At 72.2% G+C, this 18302-nt stretch carries 15 protein-coding genes, 3 tRNA genes and 1 pseudogene; 11 read left to right on the top strand and 8 right to left on the bottom strand.

The genetic code is table 11. The features are described 5' to 3' along the window. The first annotated feature begins 151 nt into the window (after nucleotides 1–151). The 4 genes from purD to V4Y04_RS17790 all read left to right on the top strand — a co-directional run bounded on the left by purD (nucleotide 152) and on the right by V4Y04_RS17790 (nucleotide 6771). A complete protein-coding gene (purD, locus tag V4Y04_RS17805; protein WP_332429153.1) occupies nucleotides 152–1414 on the top strand; it encodes a phosphoribosylamine--glycine ligase in 1263 nt (420 codons plus the stop codon). Between the two features lie 368 nt (nucleotides 1415–1782). Beyond that, nucleotides 1783–3738, top strand: a complete 1956-nt coding sequence (locus V4Y04_RS17800; RefSeq protein ID WP_332429152.1) for a hypothetical protein — start codon at nucleotides 1783–1785, stop codon at nucleotides 3736–3738. A gap of 247 nt (nucleotides 3739–3985) precedes the next feature. Further along, nucleotides 3986–5494 carry a N,N-dimethylformamidase beta subunit family domain-containing protein gene (locus V4Y04_RS17795; RefSeq protein ID WP_443080041.1) on the top strand — a complete coding sequence of 503 codons (1509 nt, stop codon included), beginning with the start codon at nucleotides 3986–3988 and terminating at the stop codon, nucleotides 5492–5494. Between the two features lie 377 nt (nucleotides 5495–5871). Then, a complete protein-coding gene (locus V4Y04_RS17790) occupies nucleotides 5872–6771 on the top strand; it encodes a phosphoribosylaminoimidazolesuccinocarboxamide synthase (protein WP_332429148.1) in 900 nt (299 codons plus the stop codon). Nucleotides 6772–6873: 102 nt separating this feature from the next. Here V4Y04_RS17790 and V4Y04_RS17785 read toward each other — a convergent pair. The 8 genes from V4Y04_RS17785 to V4Y04_RS17750 all read right to left on the bottom strand — a co-directional run bounded on the left by V4Y04_RS17785 (nucleotide 6874) and on the right by V4Y04_RS17750 (nucleotide 11957). Further along, nucleotides 6874–6946, bottom strand: a tRNA-Gly gene (locus V4Y04_RS17785). Between the two features lie 22 nt (nucleotides 6947–6968). Next, nucleotides 6969–7610 (bottom strand): response regulator transcription factor, encoded by a 642-nt coding sequence (locus V4Y04_RS17780; RefSeq protein ID WP_332429146.1) that lies wholly within the window; start codon nucleotides 7608–7610, stop codon nucleotides 6969–6971. Continuing rightward, nucleotides 7607–8980 (bottom strand): sensor histidine kinase, encoded by a 1374-nt coding sequence (locus tag V4Y04_RS17775; RefSeq protein ID WP_332432891.1) that lies wholly within the window; start codon nucleotides 8978–8980, stop codon nucleotides 7607–7609. Before V4Y04_RS17775 ends, V4Y04_RS17780 begins: the two co-directional genes overlap by 4 nt. 149 nt (nucleotides 8981–9129) lie before the next feature. Next, nucleotides 9130–9873, bottom strand: a complete 744-nt coding sequence (locus V4Y04_RS17770) for an ABC transporter permease (RefSeq protein ID WP_332432889.1) — start codon at nucleotides 9871–9873, stop codon at nucleotides 9130–9132. 116 nt (nucleotides 9874–9989) lie between these two features. Next, a complete protein-coding gene (locus V4Y04_RS17765; protein WP_332429144.1) occupies nucleotides 9990–10976 on the bottom strand; it encodes an ABC transporter ATP-binding protein in 987 nt (328 codons plus the stop codon). Between the two features lie 198 nt (nucleotides 10977–11174). Further along, nucleotides 11175–11247 (bottom strand) — tRNA-Gly (locus V4Y04_RS17760). Between the two features lie 80 nt (nucleotides 11248–11327). After that, nucleotides 11328–11399 (bottom strand) — tRNA-Gly (locus V4Y04_RS17755). A 240-nt stretch (nucleotides 11400–11639) separates the two neighbouring features. Next, complete coding sequence (locus V4Y04_RS17750; protein ID WP_332429142.1) at nucleotides 11640–11957, bottom strand: histone-like nucleoid-structuring protein Lsr2; 318 nt, start codon at nucleotides 11955–11957, stop codon at nucleotides 11640–11642. 352 nt (nucleotides 11958–12309) lie between these two features. Between V4Y04_RS17750 and purS the strand changes: the two genes are divergently transcribed. The 7 genes and pseudogenes from purS to V4Y04_RS17715 form a co-directional block, all read left to right on the top strand. Further along, entirely contained in the window at nucleotides 12310–12573 is a 264-nt protein-coding gene (purS, locus tag V4Y04_RS17745) for a phosphoribosylformylglycinamidine synthase subunit PurS (RefSeq protein WP_326753587.1), read from the top strand. Beyond that, on the top strand, nucleotides 12570–13274 hold the full coding sequence (purQ, locus tag V4Y04_RS17740; RefSeq protein ID WP_332429138.1) for a phosphoribosylformylglycinamidine synthase subunit PurQ: 705 nt from the start codon (nucleotides 12570–12572) through the stop codon (nucleotides 13272–13274). Before purS ends, purQ begins: the two co-directional genes overlap by 4 nt. Continuing rightward, nucleotides 13271–15529 (top strand): phosphoribosylformylglycinamidine synthase subunit PurL, encoded by a 2259-nt coding sequence (gene purL, locus V4Y04_RS17735; protein WP_332429136.1) that lies wholly within the window; start codon nucleotides 13271–13273, stop codon nucleotides 15527–15529. The genes purQ and purL overlap by 4 nt, the downstream gene beginning before the upstream one ends. A gap of 145 nt (nucleotides 15530–15674) precedes the next feature. Further along, a complete protein-coding gene (locus V4Y04_RS17730; protein ID WP_332429134.1) occupies nucleotides 15675–16184 on the top strand; it encodes an ArsR/SmtB family transcription factor in 510 nt (169 codons plus the stop codon). Nucleotides 16185–16288: 104 nt separating this feature from the next. Next, the gene (locus V4Y04_RS17725; RefSeq protein ID WP_332429132.1) at nucleotides 16289–17149 is read left to right on the top strand and encodes a M23 family metallopeptidase; all 861 of its coding nucleotides are present in this window, start codon (nucleotides 16289–16291) and stop codon (nucleotides 17147–17149) included. A gap of 9 nt (nucleotides 17150–17158) precedes the next feature. Further along, complete coding sequence (locus V4Y04_RS17720; protein ID WP_332429130.1) at nucleotides 17159–17956, top strand: maleylpyruvate isomerase family mycothiol-dependent enzyme; 798 nt, start codon at nucleotides 17159–17161, stop codon at nucleotides 17954–17956. A gap of 48 nt (nucleotides 17957–18004) precedes the next feature. Continuing rightward, a pseudogene (locus V4Y04_RS17715) lies at nucleotides 18005–18268 on the top strand (META domain-containing protein); the annotation flags it as partial. Nucleotides 18269–18302 lie beyond the last annotated feature (34 nt).

Genomic DNA, 18302 nt, shown 5'->3' with positions numbered 1-18302 from the left:
CCCGGAAACAGAGCCCGGTGGCAGCGGCCCGGTGACCCGGGTGGGGTCTGCCCGGCCGGCGTCCGGGTTGGAGGAAGCCACGAACGGGTTCGGCCCGGTCCTTCGGAAGCCCGTACAAGGCAAACCCTCGACTCCCGTTAGGCTGACTCCCGTGAAGGTCCTCGTCATCGGCAGCGGTGCCCGCGAACACGCCCTGTGCCGTTCCCTGTCCCTCGATCCCGACGTCACCGCGCTGCACTGCGCCCCCGGCAACGCCGGTATCGCCGAGGTCGCCGAGCTGCACCGGGTCGACGCCCTGGACGGTGCGGCCGTGTCCGCGCTGGCCACACGGCTCGGTGCGGACCTCGTGGTGGTCGGCCCGGAGGCCCCCCTCGTCGCCGGTGTCGCCGACGCCGTGCGCGACGCGGGCATCCCCGCCTTCGGCCCCTCGAAGGAGGCCGCGCTGCTCGAGGGCTCCAAGGCCTTCGCGAAGGAGGTCATGGCGGGAGCCGGCGTGCCCACGGCGCGGTCGTACGTCTGCACGACTCCCGTCCAGGCCGCCGACGCGCTCGACGCCTTCGGCGCGCCGTACGTCGTCAAGGACGACGGGCTCGCCGCCGGCAAGGGCGTGGTCGTCACCGACGACATCGAGGAGGCCAGGGCGCACGCCGACGCCTGCAGGCAGGTCGTCATCGAGGAGTACCTGGACGGCCCCGAGGTCTCCCTCTTCGCCGTGACCGACGGCGTGACCGTGCTGCCCCTCCAGCCCGCCCAGGACTTCAAGCGCGCGCTGGACGGCGACGCGGGCCCCAACACCGGCGGCATGGGGGCGTACTCCCCGTTGCCGTGGGCCGACCCGAAGCTGGTCGACGAGGTCATGCAGTCGGTGCTCCAGCCGACCGTCGACGAGCTGCGGCGGCGCGGGACCCCGTTCTCCGGTCTGCTCTACGCGGGTCTCGCGATCACCTCGCGCGGCGTCCGCGTGATCGAGTTCAACGCCCGTTTCGGCGACCCCGAGACGCAGGTCGTGCTGGCCCGCCTGAAGACTCCGCTGGCCGGGGTGCTGATGGCCGCCGCCACCGGCAACCTCGCCGATCTGGAGCCGCTGCGCTGGAGTGACGACGCCGCCGTCACGGTCGTCGTCGCCTCGCACAACTACCCCGGCACCCCGCGTACCGGGGACGCCGTCACCGGCCTGGACGAGGTCGCCGCGCAGGACGCCCCGCACGCGTACGTACTGCACGCGGGGACGAAGCGCGAGGGCGACGCGACCGTCAGCGCGGGTGGCCGGGTGCTGTCCGTCACGGCGACCGGCGAGGACCTCACCGAGGCCCGCACCCGTGCCTACCGCGCGGTGGCCCGCATCGGCCTCGACGGTTCCCAGCACCGTACGGACATCGCCGCGGAAGCGGCCGAGGCGGCCAAGACCGCGTAAGGACTCTTGCGCGGGCCCGCGCGGGCCCCTGCCGCTCAGCGGTGGCTCGCGCGGCCGGCGCAGGTCGACCGTGCGGGCGCGCCGTCGGGCCGCGCCACGAACGGCACTCAACCTCAGGGGCCCCGGATCCGTCTCAGGATCCGGGGCCCGATCCTTGCCGTTCGTCATCCACCTTTCCCCTGAGCCATTCCATCGAGTGACCGATGCGCTATCCGGCTGACGAGGGCCGGAGCCCCAACTAGGGTGCCGCGCAAGCGTCCCGCGCACTTGGCCCACCGGCATTGCGATGTCAGTGACGGGTGCCACAGTGGGGGAGTGGGTAACGCCGGGACAGCGTCAGAACCGTCGGGAGGGGGGTGAGGCGGGTCATGAGCGGAGGCGGCATGATCAGTGAGGCGGGCGCGCAGGCTGCGCGTTCACGAGCGCTCGCGGTGCTGCGCCTGCGCGGCAGAGCACTGGCCGTCGCCCTGCTGCCCGCGGCCGTCGCCGTGATCCTGCTCGTCGGCGTCCCCACCGGCCATTTCACCGGTGCCGGCTGGGATGCCGTCCGCTGGACGCTCACGCCGCTCGCGGTGCTGGTCCTGCTCGTCGCCGCCGGGGTCGCCCTGGTCGTCACCCGTGCCCGGCCCGCCATGAGCCCGACGGTCACGATCGCCGAGGAGGCCGCCCCGGACCTGTACCGGATGGTGCGCGACCTCGCCGACCGGCTCGCCGTCCCCGCTCCGTCCGCGATAGCGCTCACCCCCGACTGCGACAGCTGGCTGGAGGACCGCACCCACCCGGCGCACGGCCGCCCCCCGCCCGCCGAGAAGCACGACGACATGGCGGACGCGGGCCGGCATCCGCCTCGCCGGGCCGTCGCCGCGCCCGTGCTGGTGATCGGCTCCCCGTTCCTGTGGTGGATGCGGGTCGGCGAGCTGCGCGCGGTCCTCGCGCCGGTCGTCGCCGGTACAGGGCCTTCGGCACACCCGGACATAGCCGCCGCCCGGCGCTTCGTCCGCGGTCTCGACGCGGCGGTGGCCGTGACCTCGGAGCACCGCCGCGGGCCGCTGTTCCGTACGGTGTTCGCGGGCGTCGGCTGGGTCGCGCGGGTACTGCTGCGCAGCTGCCGGGGCCATGCCGCGGAGATGGAGCGCGGGGTCGCCGCGGCGGCGGCCGAGCGTGCCCAGACGGTGGACTACGGACTGCGGATCGTTGCCCAGGAGCAGGTGGGGCTGGCGTACGCGGGCTGGGACCGGCTGCTCACCCGGGTCGCGCTGCCCGCCTGGCGGATGGGCCGCTGGCCCTCGCGGCTCAACGCGGGGGTGGTGGCCGCGCTCACCGAACTGTCCCGCCGGGACCGGCTGGCCGAGGGATTCGCCTCCCGCCTCGGCGAGCGTCCCGCCTGCGACCTGCTCGAGGAGCCCGGCACGGTGGACGAGGCCACCTCCCTCCTCGCCGCCCGCCTCTTCCACGGCGGCCCCGCCGGGCGCGGACCGGACTGGTCGCCGGTCCACTGGGGCGACTACCCGGAGGAGGTCGTCGACCGTAAGTGGCGTACGGACGCGGCCCGCCTCCACCGTGTCCTGGACACCCTCGGCGTACGTCCCGGCGCCGGGACGGAGAGCCGGGGTCCCGACGGCCCGACGCTCTCCCGCGTCCTCGACCACCTGACGGGCCCCGGTCCGGACCCGGATCCGGACCCGCGCCGGGACCCGGATCCGGACCCGCGCCAGGGTCCGCGTCCGGGACCGGACTTCCGCGCGGAACGGCCTCCGCACCCGTACCCGCCCGCCGGCGAAGGGCGCGGGGCGGGCGGGGAACGAGAAGCCGCTCCCGCCCCCGCCCTCGTCGCCGGAGCCGACCCGGACGACGACGAGGACCTCGTCGGTACCACCCCGCGCAGCGCGGCCCTGGCCGCCCGTATCAGCGCCGAAGTGGCCCGCGAGGGCGCGGCGGCCGCCGCGCGAGCCGCCTCGGCCGCGAGCGCTTCGACGGCTCCGGGTGCGCTGACCGCCCAGGCCCTGCCGGCCGCGCCGGCCGACCCCGCTTCTCTCTGGGACGACCGGGCGCTGCCCCTGCTGCCCATCCAGCCCCCGCGTACCGGACGCGAACTGCTCGCCGACCACATCACCGCGATGGTCTGCTGCGCGGCCATGGACACCACAGGCGCGACCCCCGGACTCGACTGGCTCGACGGACCGGCTCTCCTCGTGGGAGGCGCCCGCGTCACGGACCTGTCCGCCCAGGTCATGATGCTGATCGAGGACGGCGATCCCACGGCCCTGCGCCTGTGGCTGGCCCGGCAGGGCATACGCCCGGAGAAGCCGGTCCGGCTCGTCTGAGCCGGCCGAGCGGGAAGGCGGGAAGCGGGACGGCCGAAGTGCCGGAGCGCCGAAGAGCCGGAGTGCCGGAGCCCGTCCCGGCACTCAACGCTTCCTCTCCGTTCCCTCCACCTCTTCCGACTGTCCCGGAATCAGCCCTTCCGCTTATGGCCGGTTCGCGACGAAGGGTAACGCCGCGCATGCGTAATGTGATGTGCTGGGGTCGTTCGCGCTCCTCGGCCAGGGCTTGCGACATACGACAAGCACATTGCTGACCGTCGGCGACGGGGCCTGCGGGAGGGGAGCCACCATGGGTGCGCAGCAGGGTCACTGCCGGATCGAGGGGTTCAGTTCCACCGGCGGGGTGGCACCCGGAGAGGTGATCGACTTCCACATCACCGTCGACCCGCCCCAGGAGTTCCGCGTCGACGTCCACCGCGTCGGCCACTACGACGGGCAGGGCGCCACCCGGATCATGTCCAGCCCGCGCCTCGCCGGCATCGCGCAGCCCTCGCCGCTCACCGCCGACCGTACGGTCTCCTGTCATCACTGGTGGCTGTCCTGGCGGCTGCCGGTCCCGTCGGACTGGAGCGTCGGCGCCTATGTGGCCGTTCTGACCACCGCCGACGGCCGCAACCGCGCCCGGATTCCCTTCACGGTCCGTGACCACCGCCCGGCCGACCTGCTCCTTGTCCTGCCCGACATCACCTGGCAGCTTCACAACCGCTATCCGGAGGACGACGGGAGGGGCGGAACCCACACGACCGGTGGGACCCTCCACCAGCCCGGGGACAGGAACAGGAACAGGGACGGGAACGAGGGCGGCGGCGGTCGGCTGCCCGGCGAGGGCGACAGCGACCCCCACTCCGACAGCGACCCCCACTCCGACAGCGACCCCCACTCCGACATCGGCCCCCACTCCGACTCCGCGACCACCGTCTCCTTCGACCGCCCGTACGCGGGCGCCGGTCTGCCACCGTCCGCCGGTCACGCCTACGACGTCATCCGCTGGGCCGAGCGCTACGGCTACGACCTCGCCTATGCCGACGCCCGCGACCTGCACGCCGGCCTGGTCGACCCCACCCGGTACAAGGGCCTCCTCTTCCCGGGCCCCGACGCGTACTGGTCCCAGGCCATGCGCGGTACCGCGGAACACGCCCGTGAGTACGGCACCTCCCTGGTTTTCCTCTCCGCCCGGACGCTGTACGGGCAGGTGGAACTCGCGCCCTCCCCGTCCGGAGTCCCCGACCGTCTGCTGACCTGCCGAAGCCGAAGCCGCAGCGGCAGACGTCGGGGCCCGGACCGCAGGACCCAGGACCGCGGAACCCAGGACCGCAGGGTGCCGGGCAGGGCGACGTTGTGGCGGGAGGCGGACCGCGCGGAGCAGCAACTGATCGGCGTCCAGTACGCGGGCCGGGTCCCCGAGCCGCATCCGCTGATCGTGCGCAACGCCGGCCACTGGCTGTGGGAGGCGACCGGGAGCTTCGAGGGCGAAGCGATCGAAGGGCTGGTCGCGGTCGGCGCCGACCGTTATTTCCCGCGCACCCCGCTGCCCGAGCACGAGGAGCGGGTGCTGCTCGCCCACTCCCCGTACACCGACGGGGCGGGTGCCGGACGGCACCAGGAGACCTCGCTCTACCGGGCGCCCTCCGGGGCCTGGGTCTTCGCGTCGGGCACGCTCGCCTGGTCCCCGGCCCTGGGCCGCACCGGCCGGACCGACCCGCGTATCCAGCGCGCCACCGCCAACCTCCTCGACCGCATCTGCAAGAGCGACTGACCCGGCCGGCCGACGTTCTGGCTGCCCGGCACACGCCACCACCCGCTTGCCCGCCGCTGTCGCCGCCCCACCGCTGTCGCCGCCCGCCCGACCGTTGTCGTCCGACCGCGCCGTCGTCCGATCGACCGCTGGCGTCCCACCGCCGTCGCCCACCGCCGTTGTTGTCCGACCGCGCCGTCGCCCGGCCGCCGTCGCCGCCCCACCGGCCGCTGGCGCCGCCCGACGGCCTCTGCCCCGCCCCGACCCGCCGCAACCGCCCCGACCAGCGGGGGCGAGCGCCCGTACGGGACAATCGGAGGTACTTGTCCCGCCGTCTCCCACCCCACCTAGTGCGAGCCCCGCGGGTGCCCTGTTGGTCCGAACCACGCGGAGGAACCGTGTCCGGATTCGTCGAGAAGCCCGAGCCGATCCAGGTTCCGGGTCTGGTGCATCTGCACACCGGAAAGGTGCGCGAGCTGTACCGGAATGAGGCGGGCGACCTCGTGATGGTCGCCAGTGACCGCATCTCCGCCTACGACTGGGTGCTGCCGACCGAGATCCCGGACAAGGGCAGGGTTCTCACCCAGCTCTCCCTCTGGTGGTTCGACCAGCTCGCCGACCTGGTCCCGCACCACGTCCTGAGCACCGAACTTCCCATGGGTGCCCCCGCCGACTGGGCGGGCCGCACCCTGGTCTGCAAGTCGCTGCGGATGGCCCCCGTGGAGTGCGTGGCCCGCGGCTACCTCACCGGCTCGGGTCTCGCCGAGTACCAGGAGTCCCGTACGGTCTGCGGCCTGGCACTCCCCGAAGGACTGGTGGACGGGTCGGAACTGCCCGGCCCGATCTTCACCCCGGCCACCAAGGCCGCCGTCGGCGAGCACGACGAGAACGTCTCCTACGAGGAGGTCGCCCGCCAGGTCGGCGCCGACACCGCGGCGCAGCTGCGGCAGGCCACCCTCGCCGCGTACACGCGGGCCCGCGACATCGCCCGGGAACGGGGGATCATCCTCGCGGACACCAAGTTCGAGTTCGGCTTCGACGGCGACACGCTGGTGGTCGCGGACGAGGTGCTCACCCCGGACTCCTCCCGTTTCTGGCCGGCCGAGCAGTGGGAGCCGGGCCGCGCGCAGCCGTCGTACGACAAGCAGTACGTGCGGGACTGGCTGACCTCCGCCGAGTCGGGCTGGGACCGGGCGAGTGAGCAGCCCCCGCCGGCGCTGCCGCAGTACGTGGTGGACGCGACCCGGGCGAAGTACGTGGAGGCGTACGAGCGTTTGACCGGCATGAGCTGGAGCTGAGGCCCGGGCCCGGGGCAGGGGGCCCGGCGGGTGCCGGGTCCTCACGCCGGGCGTGTACGAGGAAGACCCCGGTCCGATGGACCGGGGTCTTCCTGCTGCCCGAGCGGACGACGAGGTTCGAACTCGCGACCTCAACCTTGGCAAGGTTGCGCTCTACCAACTGAGCTACGTCCGCATGCGCCGTGGCGCGAGAACAACTATACCCAACCTCGTTCACGCGCGAGTCGTACCGCGGCGTGGCGGTTCTCCGCACCGAGTTTCGTGGCGGCGGACGACAGATAGTTCCGCACGGTCCCCTGGGACAGCGCGGCCCGCTCCGCGATCTCCGCCACCGGTGCCCCGTCGGCCGCGAGTTCCAGCACCTCGGCCTCACGCGCGGTCAGCGGCGAGTCACCGGCGGCGATCGCGTCGGCCGCCAACTCGGGATCCACGTAACGGTTTCCCGCGTGCACGGTACGGATGATCTCCGCGAGGCGCTGTGCGCTGACGGTCTTGGGGACGAAGCCGCGCACCCCCGCAGCGAGGGCCCGCTTCAGATGCCCGGGACGTCCGTGACTGGTCACGATCAGCACGCGGCAGCCGGGGAGTTCCGCCCGCAGGGATGTGGCGACCTTCACACCGTCGGCGCCGGGCATCTGCAGATCCAGTACGGCGACGTCGGGGGCGTGCGCCCGTGCCATCGCCAGCGCCTCCGGGCCGGTGGCCGCCTCGGCGACGATCAGGAGGTCGTCCTCCAGCGACAGCAGGGCGGCGAGGGCCCCCCGGATCAGATGTTCGTCGTCGGCGAGGAGCAGCCGGAGGGGCGGGGGCGGGGAAAGGGAGGGGGACGGTGTCGTCACGGCGTGACCTCGCTTCTGGTTCCCGCGATACGGAACCGATCGGACTCCACCACGCTCGGAGACACGTCCGAGTCCCGTGAGTCCAGGTCCGTCCCCGCTTCCACCCCTGCTTCCGCCCCCGCTGCTGACGGCAACGAGACCTCCGCCGTCAGCAGGAACCGTCCGTCCCCGGCGGGCCCGGCCCGCAGCGTGCCGCCGATCTCCGCCAGCCGCTCGCGCAGCCCGATGAGGCCGGATCCCCGGCCCGGCCCGTCGGCGTCGGAGCCGTCCGGTGCCCCGTCGTTCTCCACCGTCAGCACCGCACGCTCCTCCAGCACCCGTACCTCCACCGCGCACCAGCGCGGGTCACCGTGCCGCAGCACGTTGGTCGCCGCTTCCCGTACCACCCAGCCCAGCGCGGACTGCACCTGCGCCGGGAGCCCGACCGCGGGGCCGGTGACCGTGCAGTCGATGCCGGCCGCGGTCAGCACGCCCTTCGCGCCCGCGAGTTCGCTGCTCAGGTCGGCCTCGCGGTAGCCGCGTACGACCTCGCGCACCTCCCGCTGGGTCTCGTGCGCCAGCCGCTGGACCTCGACCATCTGCGTCACCGCCTCCGGCCGTTCGCGCTGGGCCAGCTGGACGGCCAGCTCGCTCTTCAGGGCGATCACGGCGAGGTTGCGGCCCATGACGTCGTGCAGGTCCCTGCCGAACCGCAGCCGCTCCTCCGCGACGGCGAGCCGGGTACGGGTCTCGCGGGCCTCGTCGAGTTCGTGGACGACGTTGAGCAGCCAGAGCGAGAGGACGTAGGTGAGGGTGAGGAATCCGGCGGTGAACAGCACCACCACCGCGGTGGCCAGCGCGACGGCGCCGGGTACGCCGAAGGCGAAGGCCACCAGTCCCGAGCCCGCCGCGGAACCCGCGACACCGGCGAACACCCGCCGCTGGTTCCGCATGCCGAGCGTGGATGTTCCCGCACCGAAGGCCATGACGAGCACGAAGGTCCCGAAGGCGACATCGTCGACGCTCCGGTCGGTCCCGCCAGGGCCGACGGGGCCGGTGAGCACGACGGTCATCGCCGCGACGGCCGCGGTGGCGGTTCCGACGGCCCAGAGCAGCCGCGTCGGCCTGGCCCGCTGCCCGCGGTGCCAGTCCAGCGACCGTGAGGCGAGCACGCCGCAGAGCACGCAGTGCCCGGCCACGAGGAGGAACAGCAGAACCGTCGGACCCGGCTCACCCGCCCCACCGCGCTCGCCCCGCACCAGCTGTCCGAGCAGCGATCCGCCGGCCACCATGAACTCGAACAGCGCCATGAAGTGGAACGACCACCTTGTGTACGCCTCCACCTTCGCCGGGGTGCTCTTGCGCCGCCACCAACGACCCGGCCCGCGTATCTCCTCGCCCGGCCTGCCCATGTTCTCGCCGCCTCGCTCCCCGGGCCGTTCTCGCGCCCGTGTACTCCCGTCGCCCGCGCATTCCTGTACTCGCGTGCTTCCGTGCTCGTGTGCTCCCGCGCCCGCGCCCGCGCCCGCGCCCGCGTGCCTCAGCGTCGCGGTTCCCAGCGGAACCACCGGCGTACAGCGAACACCGCCAGCAGCACCCAGGCCACCCCGGTCGCCACGGCGAACAGTGTCTCGGAGCCCGACAGGCTGCCCGTGAAGCCGCCGCGCAGCAGGGTCACGGCGGGTGTGAGGGGCAGCAGTTCGCAGAAGGAGGCCAGCCGGTCGGGCAGGACCTCCAGCGGGACCGCCATCCCGGAGCCCAGCATCGAGATCATGACCACCGGCATCGCGGTGACCTGCGCGCTCTCGGTGGTCCGGGTGAAGCCCGCGGTGACCGCGGCGAGCGCCGCGCACAGCACCAGGCCCAGCAGCAGCCCCAGCACGGACAGGTGGACGGCCTGCGGCGCGGCCACGTCCAGCAGCAGCGCGCAGCCCACCGCCAGCACCAGCGACTGCACCAGCCCGGTCGCGAGGGACGGCAGCGAGGCCCCGCACAGGATCTCGACGTCCCGCAGTTCGCCGGTGCGCAGCCGCTTCAGCACCAGTTCCTCGCGCCGGGTGACGAAGACGCTGACGAGCGCCGAGTAGACGGCGAACAGCAGGGAGAAGCCGATCGCGCCGGGCAGGATCATGGCGCCGATGCTGAGCCCCACCTCGTCGAGGTCCATCTGTCCGGCCGCCGAGTAGAGGCTGAGCGGCAGCACCAGCGGCACGAACAGCGCGGCGAAGAGCGTGCCCTTGCTGCGCCCCAGCAGCGTCAACTCGGCGCGGGCGAGGGCCCGCATGCGCCCTATGGGGGTGCTGGCCGCGGTGTTCCGCCCGCTCCCCGCCCCGGCCGTTGCTCCGGCCGTCTCCCCGGCCGTTCCTCCGGCCGTCCCCTTGGTCGTGTCGGCCGTCCCGCTCATGCCGCGTACTCCTTTCCGGTGGTGCTGCTCTCCCCCTGGTCGGGGGTTTCGTGCGCGGAGGCCTCACGGGCTATGCCCAGGAACGCCTCCTCCAGCGATGCCGAGCGCACGTCCAGTCCCTTCAGTTCCAGACCGGTCCGCTCGGCCCACACCAGCAGGCGGGTGGCGGCCCGCTGCAGCTCGCGGGTGTGCAGCTTGACGGTCCGTCCGTCCAGTTCGTGACCGGTCACGCCCAGCTCGTCGAGCGGCGGCAGGTCGCCGGGGAGGTAGCCCTGGGGCAGTTCGAAGGTGATCCGGGACGGCTGCGCGGCGGTCACCTCGGCGGGCGTGCCGGTGGTGGCGATGCGCCCCTTGTGCATGATCGCGAGGCGGTCGGCCAGCGCCTCGGCCTCTTCCAGGTAGTGGGTGGTCAGCAGCACGGTCGTGCCGTTGTCGCGCAGGGCCCGCACCAACCGCCAGGTGTCGCGCCGGCCTTCGGCGTCCAGGCCGGTCGTCGGCTCGTCGAGGAACAGCACCTCGGGGTCGCCGAGCAGCGCGAGGGCCAGGTCGAGGCGGCGCCGCTCACCCCCGGACAACTGCTTGACCCGTACGTCGTCCTTGCCGGCCAGGCCGACCAGCGGCAGTACCTCCTGCGGCGGACGGGCGCCACTGACGGAGCCGGCCCACATCCGGGTGGTCTCCATGACGGTCAGGTCGGAGGGGAAACCCCCTTCCTGGAGCATCACGCCGGTGCGGGGCCGTACCGCGGCACGGTCGGTGTACGGGTCGTGCCCGAAGATCCTGACCTGTCCGCCGGTCGGCACCGCGAGGCCCTCCAGCAGTTCGACGGTGGAGGTCTTGCCCGCGCCGTTGGTGCCGAGCAGCGCGAAGACCTCCCCGCGCCGGGCGGAGAAACTGACCCCGCGCACGGCCTCGAATCCGCCCCCGTACACACGGCGCAGGTCGGTGACCTCGATCACGCGTTCGTGTTCGTTCGCTTGCATGCCTCGATCATCCCGGTCGTACCGGCCGGACAGCAGTGCGCCCTGTCATCGGCGCGCATGACAAATGTCAGATGCCCGGCGGAGCCCGGGGCCGGGGTACGTGGCACGTGGGACCGGAGCGGCACGTGAGGCCTGAGTACACGGGGGATACGGGCGCACGAAAAGACCCCGGTCCGGTGGACCGGGGTCTGATTCCCGAGCGGACGACGAGGTTCGAACTCGCGACCTCAACCTTGGCAAGGTTGCGCTCTACCAACTGAGCTACGTCCGCATTGCTCCCGACCGGCTTTCACCGATCGGTGCGAGCACCAGCCTACCTGATCGAATCGACCGATCGGTACGGCTACGCAGAGCGGGTGACAGGAATTGCACACTGCGCCTTCCCCCTGGAAGGGGGATGTTCTACTACTGAACTACACCCGCATGTACCCCGTGAGCTGGGCCTTTCGGCCTTGCCCCTCGGCGTGTTCCAGACTCTAGCTGATCAGTGGGGGTGCTGCGCAAGTCGGCTGTTCCGTGGGGTCGGTAGCCGGCTCTCCCGGCCGTCGTGGCCCGCGGCCCACCGCGCGGGCCACGGAACCACCGCGCGGGCCACGGAACCACCGTGCGGGCAACGACGGCCGCCCGGCCCTGTGCCCGACCGGCCTCCGCCCCGCGGTCCGTTCACCGCGCCGCGGCGAACGCCTCGTAGACCCGCTTGGGGATCCGCCCGCGCGCGGGGACGTCCATCCGGTTCGACTGGGCCCAGGCGCGCACGGCCGCCGGATCGGGGGCGATCTCCGTCTGCTTGTACGCCCGCCCCGAGCGGGAACGCTTGCGGCCGGCCTCCACGTAGGGCGCGAGCGCCTTCCGCAGTCCGTCGGCGTTGATCTCGTTCAGGTCGATCTCGTACGACTTGCCGTCGAGTCCGAAGGCGATCGTTTCCGCCGCTTCCGAGCCGTCGATGTCGTCAAAGAGAGTGACCACGACCTTCTGCGCCACGAATATCGGTCCCTTCGTGCGACACCTCTGTGGTGACGTCCGTGATGTCGTGCCGGAGCGTCGCCGAGATGTCGGCTGTCCGCCTGTAATCGGGCAAAGTATCTGCTAATGACAATTCATTTGTACAGTGCCCGGCATTGCATTGTGAAGCTCGACTAAATCTGCCCGCGTGTCCTGTGCGCAATAGCGATACGTGACAGAACGTGGATCTTTCCCGGATCTTTTCCCGCAGGCCTCCCATGGTTGCCGGATCGTGATCGGGGTCACGTAGATTCCTCCAACTCTACCCGCGTAGAAATTTTGTGCGGGTAGTCTGAAGGAACCTGCTCAGCACCACACACCGGGAGTGCCAGTGGCACGCGTCGTAGTCGACGTCATGCTCAAGCCGGAGATCCTCGACCCCCAGGGCCAGGCGGTGCAGCGCGCACTGCCGCGGTTGGGATTCGAAGGGATCTCGGACGTCCGCCAGGGAAAGCGATTCGAACTGGAAGTTGACGGGCCGGTCGACGAGGCCGTGCTCGCCCGCATCCATGATCTTGCGGAATCCTTCCTCGCCAACACCGTGATCGAGGACTTCACCGTCAGGGTCGAGGAAGTCACGGAGGCCGTGAAGTGACCGCTCGTATTGGCGTCGTCACTTTCCCGGGCAGCCTCGACGACCGTGACAGCCGGCGCGCGATCCGGCTCGCGGGCGCCGAGCCGGTCGCCCTGTGGCACAAGGACAAGAACCTCCACCAGGTCGACGCCGTGGTGCTCTGCGGCGGATTCTCCTACGGCGACTACCTGCGCGCCGGCGCCATTGCCCGTTTTTCGCCGGTGATGGACACCGTCATCGAGCAGGCGAAGGCGGGACTGCCGGTCCTCGGTATCTGCAACGGTTTCCAGATCCTCACCGAGGCGCACCTGCTCCCCGGCGGCATGCTCGGCAACGACCATCTGCACTTCATCTGCCGTGACCAGAAGCTGCGGGTGGAGAACGCGGACACCGCCTGGACCGGCGACTACACCGCCGGGCAGGAGATCAGCATCCCGCTGAAGAACATGGACGGCCGCTACGTCGCCGACCGGCGCACGCTGGACGAGCTCGAGGCCGAGGGCCGGGTCGCCTTCCGCTACGCCACCGACGGCGAGGCCGCCGACGGCTACGGCAACCCCAACGGCTCGCTCGACGACATCGCCGGCATCACCAACGCCGCCGGGAACGTCGTCGGCCTGATGCCGCACCCCGAGCACGCCGTCGAGCCGCTGATCGGTACGGGCCGCACCGACGGCCTCCCGTTCTTCACCTCGATCCTCAAGAAGCTGGTAAGCGCATGAGCAGGACGCCTCTGGACACGGTCGAGCACGCGGCCGAGACCCCCGACGTCGAGCTGCCGTGGGCCGAACTCGGTCTGAAGAAGGACGAGTACGAGCGGGTGGTGGAGATCCTCGGCCGCCGCCCGACCGGCGCCGAGCTCGCCATGTACTCGGTGATGTGGTCCGAGCACTGCTCGTACAAGTCCTCCAAGGTCCACCTCCGCCAGTTCGGCGAGAAGGCCCCGCAGTCCGACGCGATGCTCGTCGGCATCGGCGAGAACGCCGGCGTCGTCGACGTCGGCCAGGGCTACGCGGTGACCTTCAAGGTCGAGTCGCACAACCACCCGTCCTACGTCGAGCCCTACCAGGGCGCCGCGACCGGCGTCGGCGGCATCGTCCGCGACATCATCGCGATGGGCGCCCGCCCGGTCGCCGTCGTGGACCCGCTGCGCTTCGGCGCCGCCGACCACCCGGACACCAAGCGCGTACTGCCCGGCGTCGTCGCCGGAATCGGCGGCTACGGCAACTGCCTGGGCCTGCCCAACATCGGCGGCGAGGTCGTCTTCGACGCCTGCTACCAGGGCAACCCGCTGGTCAACGCCGGCGCCATCGGCGTCATGCGGCACGAGGACATCCACCTCGCCAAGGCTTCCGGCACGGGCAACAAGGTCATCCTGTACGGCGCCCGCACCGGCGGTGACGGCATCGGCGGCGCGTCCATCCTGGCCTCCGAGACCTTCGACGACGCGAAGCCCTCCAAGCGCCCCGCCGTCCAGGTCGGCGACCCCTTCCAGGAGAAGCTCCTCATCGAGTGCACCCTGGAGGCGTTCCGCGAGAAGCTGGTCGTCGGCATCCAGGACCTCGGCGCGGCCGGCCTGTCCTGCGCCACGTCCGAGCTGGCCTCCAACGGATCCGGCGGCATGCGCGTCACCCTCGACGACGTACCGCTGCGCGACTCGACCCTGTCTCCCGAGGAAATCCTCATGAGCGAGTCGCAGGAGCGCATGTGCGCGGTGGTGGAGCCGGAGAAGGTCGACCGCTTCCTCGAGATCTGTGAGAAGTGGGACGTCATCGCCACCGTCATCGGTGAGGTCACCGACGGCGACCGCCTGGAGATCTACTGGCACGGCGGCAAGATCGTCGACGTCGACCCGCGCACCGTCGCCCACGACGGCCCGGTCTACGAGCGCCCCTACGCCCGTCCCGACTGGCAGGACGCGCTCCAGGCCGACGACGCGAACAAGCTGCCCCGGCCGCAGACGTCCGAGGAGCTCAAGGACCAGGTCCTGAAGCTCGTCGGCTCGCCGAACCAGGCGTCCAAGCAGTGGATCACCCAGCAGTACGACCACTTCGTGCAGGGCAACACCGTGCTCGCGCAGCCCGAGGACTCCGGCATGATCCGGATCGACGAGGAGACCGGCCTCGGCGTCGCCATCGCCACCGACGGCAACGGCCGGTACGCCAAGCTCGACCCGTACACGGGCGCGCAGCTGGCGCTCGCCGAGGCCTACCGGAACGTGGCGACGACCGGCGCGAAGCCCCTCGCCGTCTCCGACTGCCTGAACTTCGGCTCGCCCGAGGACCCGGCCGTCATGTGGCAGTTCGCGGAGGCCGTGCGCGGCCTGGCCGACGGCTGCCTGCAGCTCGGCACCCCGGTGACCGGCGGCAACGTCTCGCTCTACAATCAGACCGGCGAGGCCGCCATCCACCCGACCCCGGTGGTCGCGGTCCTCGGCGTCATCGACGACGTGGCCCGGCGCACCCCGGCCGCCTTCCGGGAGGAGGGCCAGCTGATCTACCTGCTGGGCGACACCCGTGAGGAGTTCGGCGGCTCGGCCTGGTCCCAGGTCGTCCACGACCACCTCGGCGGCCTGCCGCCCGCGGTGGACCTGGAGCGCGAGCGGCTGCTCGGCGAGATCCTGATCTCCGCCTCCCGCGACGGCATGATCGACTCCGCGCACGACCTGTCCGACGGCGGTCTGGTCCAGGCCGTGGTCGAGTCGGCGCTGCTCGGCGGCAAGGGCGCGCGTCTGGTCGTGCCGGACGGGCTCGACGCGTTCACGTTCCTCTTCTCCGAGTCGGCCGGCCGCGCGGTCGTGGCCGTGCCGCGTTCGGAGGAGCTCCGCTTCACCGACATGTGCGGTGTCCGCGGTCTCCCGGCGACGCGCATCGGCGTCGTCGACGGGGACACGGTGGAGCTCCAGGGCGAGTTCACGCTCACCCTCGACGAGCTGCGCACGGTCCACGAGGAGACGATCCCGGCGCTGCTGGCCTGACCGGCTCCGCCCTTCCCGTACGCCCTCCGCACGACCTTTTCCGTACGAAGCCCCCGCCCGGGTCAGGGCGGGGGCTTCGGCGTTGAGCGGGGGCCGCGGCCGGAAGGGGTTGCCAATGGTTACGTAGTTACGTAATCTCGAAATCGTGGAACTCGAAGAACGCGTCGCCGACCTCGAACGTCGGCTCGCCGCACTGGAGACGGCGGAGACGGCGCGCCGCGGCGCCCCCCGCCCGGGCGAGGGTGACTTCTGGGCGCTGGAAGGACTGAAGAACCAGCTCACCGAACTGAGGGCGGTCGACGGGGGCGTGCTGTTCACCGGCGCGGTCCGGCTGCCGACCGGCGAGCAGTACGAGTGGCAGCACGGCGCGCTCACCCCGGGCCTGCTGAACGACGACTGGCAGGACGCCGCCGAGGCGTTCGCCGCCCTCGGCCACCCGGTCCGGCTGCGGCTGCTCCGCGAGATCCTCGGCGGCCGGCGCACCGCCGCCGAACTCGCCGAGCTGGACGGAGTCGGCACGACCGGCCAGATCTACCACCATCTGCGCCAGCTCACCGGCGCCGGCTGGCTGCACACCACCGGCCGGGGCCGCCACGAGGTGCCGGCGGGCCGGGTCGTACCGCTGCTGGTGCTGCTGTCCGCGGCACGGCCCTGACGTGTCTGCTCACCGCGCCTGCTCACCGCATCTGCTCGCCGCGCCTGCTCACGGCGCCTGCTCACCGCATCGGCTCGCCGTACCCATGACGACCAGGGGGAACCATGTCCGGACGCAAACTCGCCATGAGGACCTTCCGCGGTCTGCAGCTGGGCTTCATCGCCCTGGTGACCGCCCACATCTGCCTCGGCTGGGGCTACCCGATCCTGTGGAACCTGCTGCCGCTGTTCCTGGCCTACGTCCTGATCACCGTGGTCAACCGGTGGGGCGGCGGCGCCCCGGACCACCCGCGCGTCGCGCGTGAGCCGGTCGAGGTCGCCCCGCCCGTGACCGGCCGCTGGTCCGCGCTGAACAGCCCGGCCGACCGCACCCCGAGCCACGGCGTCCACGCCTACGGCCAGACGTACGCCATCGACATCGTCGCCGAGCCCGAGCCGGGCGCCCGTCCCGCGTTCTCCCCGCTGTGGCCGCTCGCCCGCCGTCCTGCCGACTTCCCCGCGTTCGGCGTCCCGCTGCGGGCGGTCGCCGACGCCACGGTCGTCCGCGTCTCGGACGGACAGCGCGACCACCTCAGCCGCGCCTCGCTGCCCGGGCTGCTGTACCTGATGCTCGTCGAGGGCCCGGTGCGCGAGATGAGCGGGGTCCACCGGATCATCGGCAACCACGTGGTGCTGGACCTCGGCGACGGAACGTACGCCGCCTACGCGCACGTGCGGCGCGGCTCGTTCACCGTCCGCGAGGGCGACAGGGTGCGGGCCGGGCAGGTGCTCGCCCACTGCGGCAACTCGGGGAACTCCTCCGAGCCGCACCTGCACTTCCAGCTGATGGACGGCCCCGACCCGGACATCGCGCGGGGTGTCCCGTTCACCTGGCGCGGCGTCGGCGTCCCCCGGGGCGGCGAGGTGTTCGACGCACCCGAACCGGCACCGGTCACCCCCGGCCCGGCCCCCTCCACCCCCGCATAGGCTGCCGCCATGCCACCGGCCAAGAAGCGCACCCGCTCCTACGACCCCGCCAGGACCCGGGCCGCCGTACTGGCCCAGTTCGAGAACGTCCGCGCGGCCGTCCGGACCCTCACCCCCGAGCAGCTCGCGCTGCCCACCCGCCTCGGCGACTGGACCGTACGGGACCTGGTCGCGCACCTGGCCCTGACCGTCGGGAGCGTCGGCCGGGCCCTGGAGCGGGACGAACCGGCGAAGCCCGGCCTCGCACTGCTGGACCAACCCTCCGCGACCGCCGCCCACGCCGGTGCCATCGCCGAGGCCTCCCGGGACCTCGCCGGGGCGACCCCCGACCTCGACGCCCTGCTCACCCGCACCGGGGAAGACCTGGCCCGGCACCTCGCCGCCGCCCCGCACACCCGCGTCCTCGCGATGCGCGCCGATGCCATGGCCCTCACCGACCACCTGGTCACCCGTGCCGTCGAGCTCGTCGTCCACACCGACGACCTGAACGCCGCCGTGCCCGGCCTGGACATCCCCCACGACCGTCAGGCCCTGGCCGCGTGCACCCGGATGCTGGCCGACACGCTCGCCGCGAAGGCGCCCGGCGGCTCGACGGAGGTGCGGATCCCGCCGTACGCGGTTGTCCAGTGCGTGGAGGGGCCGAAGCACACCAGGGGCACCCCTCCCAACGTCGTCGAGACCGACCCGCTGACCTGGCTCCGCCTGGCCACCGGGCGCACGGCGTGGCGGGACGCGGTGGCCGACGGCACGGTCGGCGCGAGCGGGGAGCGGGCGGACCTCGGGCCGTACCTGCCGCTGATGACGTGAGGAGACGGGCCGACGCACAGGGAAACCCCCGAAGCCGAGGGCCGCGCCCACCCCACCTTCGACGGGGAGGAGGGCGCCGTCTCCGGGAACCTCGGCTGCCACAAGGTGAACGCCGGCGCCACCGTCCGCGACGGCCATATCACCGTCGGCACGCCCATCACGACCCGAATGGTGTGCGAAGACTCACTCATGAAGGCCGAGAAGCGGCTGCCGAGACTTTTCGACACCAGGCTCAGCCATCGGGCCGATCACCGGAACATGACGCTGACCAGCGAAAACGGTCAGCCCGTCGAGGTCTTCGCCACCACGTGAGCCATGGCTGAGGCCGCGTACCCCATTCGGATCA

The organism is Streptomyces sp. P9-A2, assembly GCF_036634175.1.
Taxonomy (GTDB): Bacteria; Actinomycetota; Actinomycetes; order Streptomycetales; family Streptomycetaceae; genus Streptomyces; species Streptomyces pratens.
This window is presented reverse-complemented; position numbering and strand designations above follow the sequence as displayed.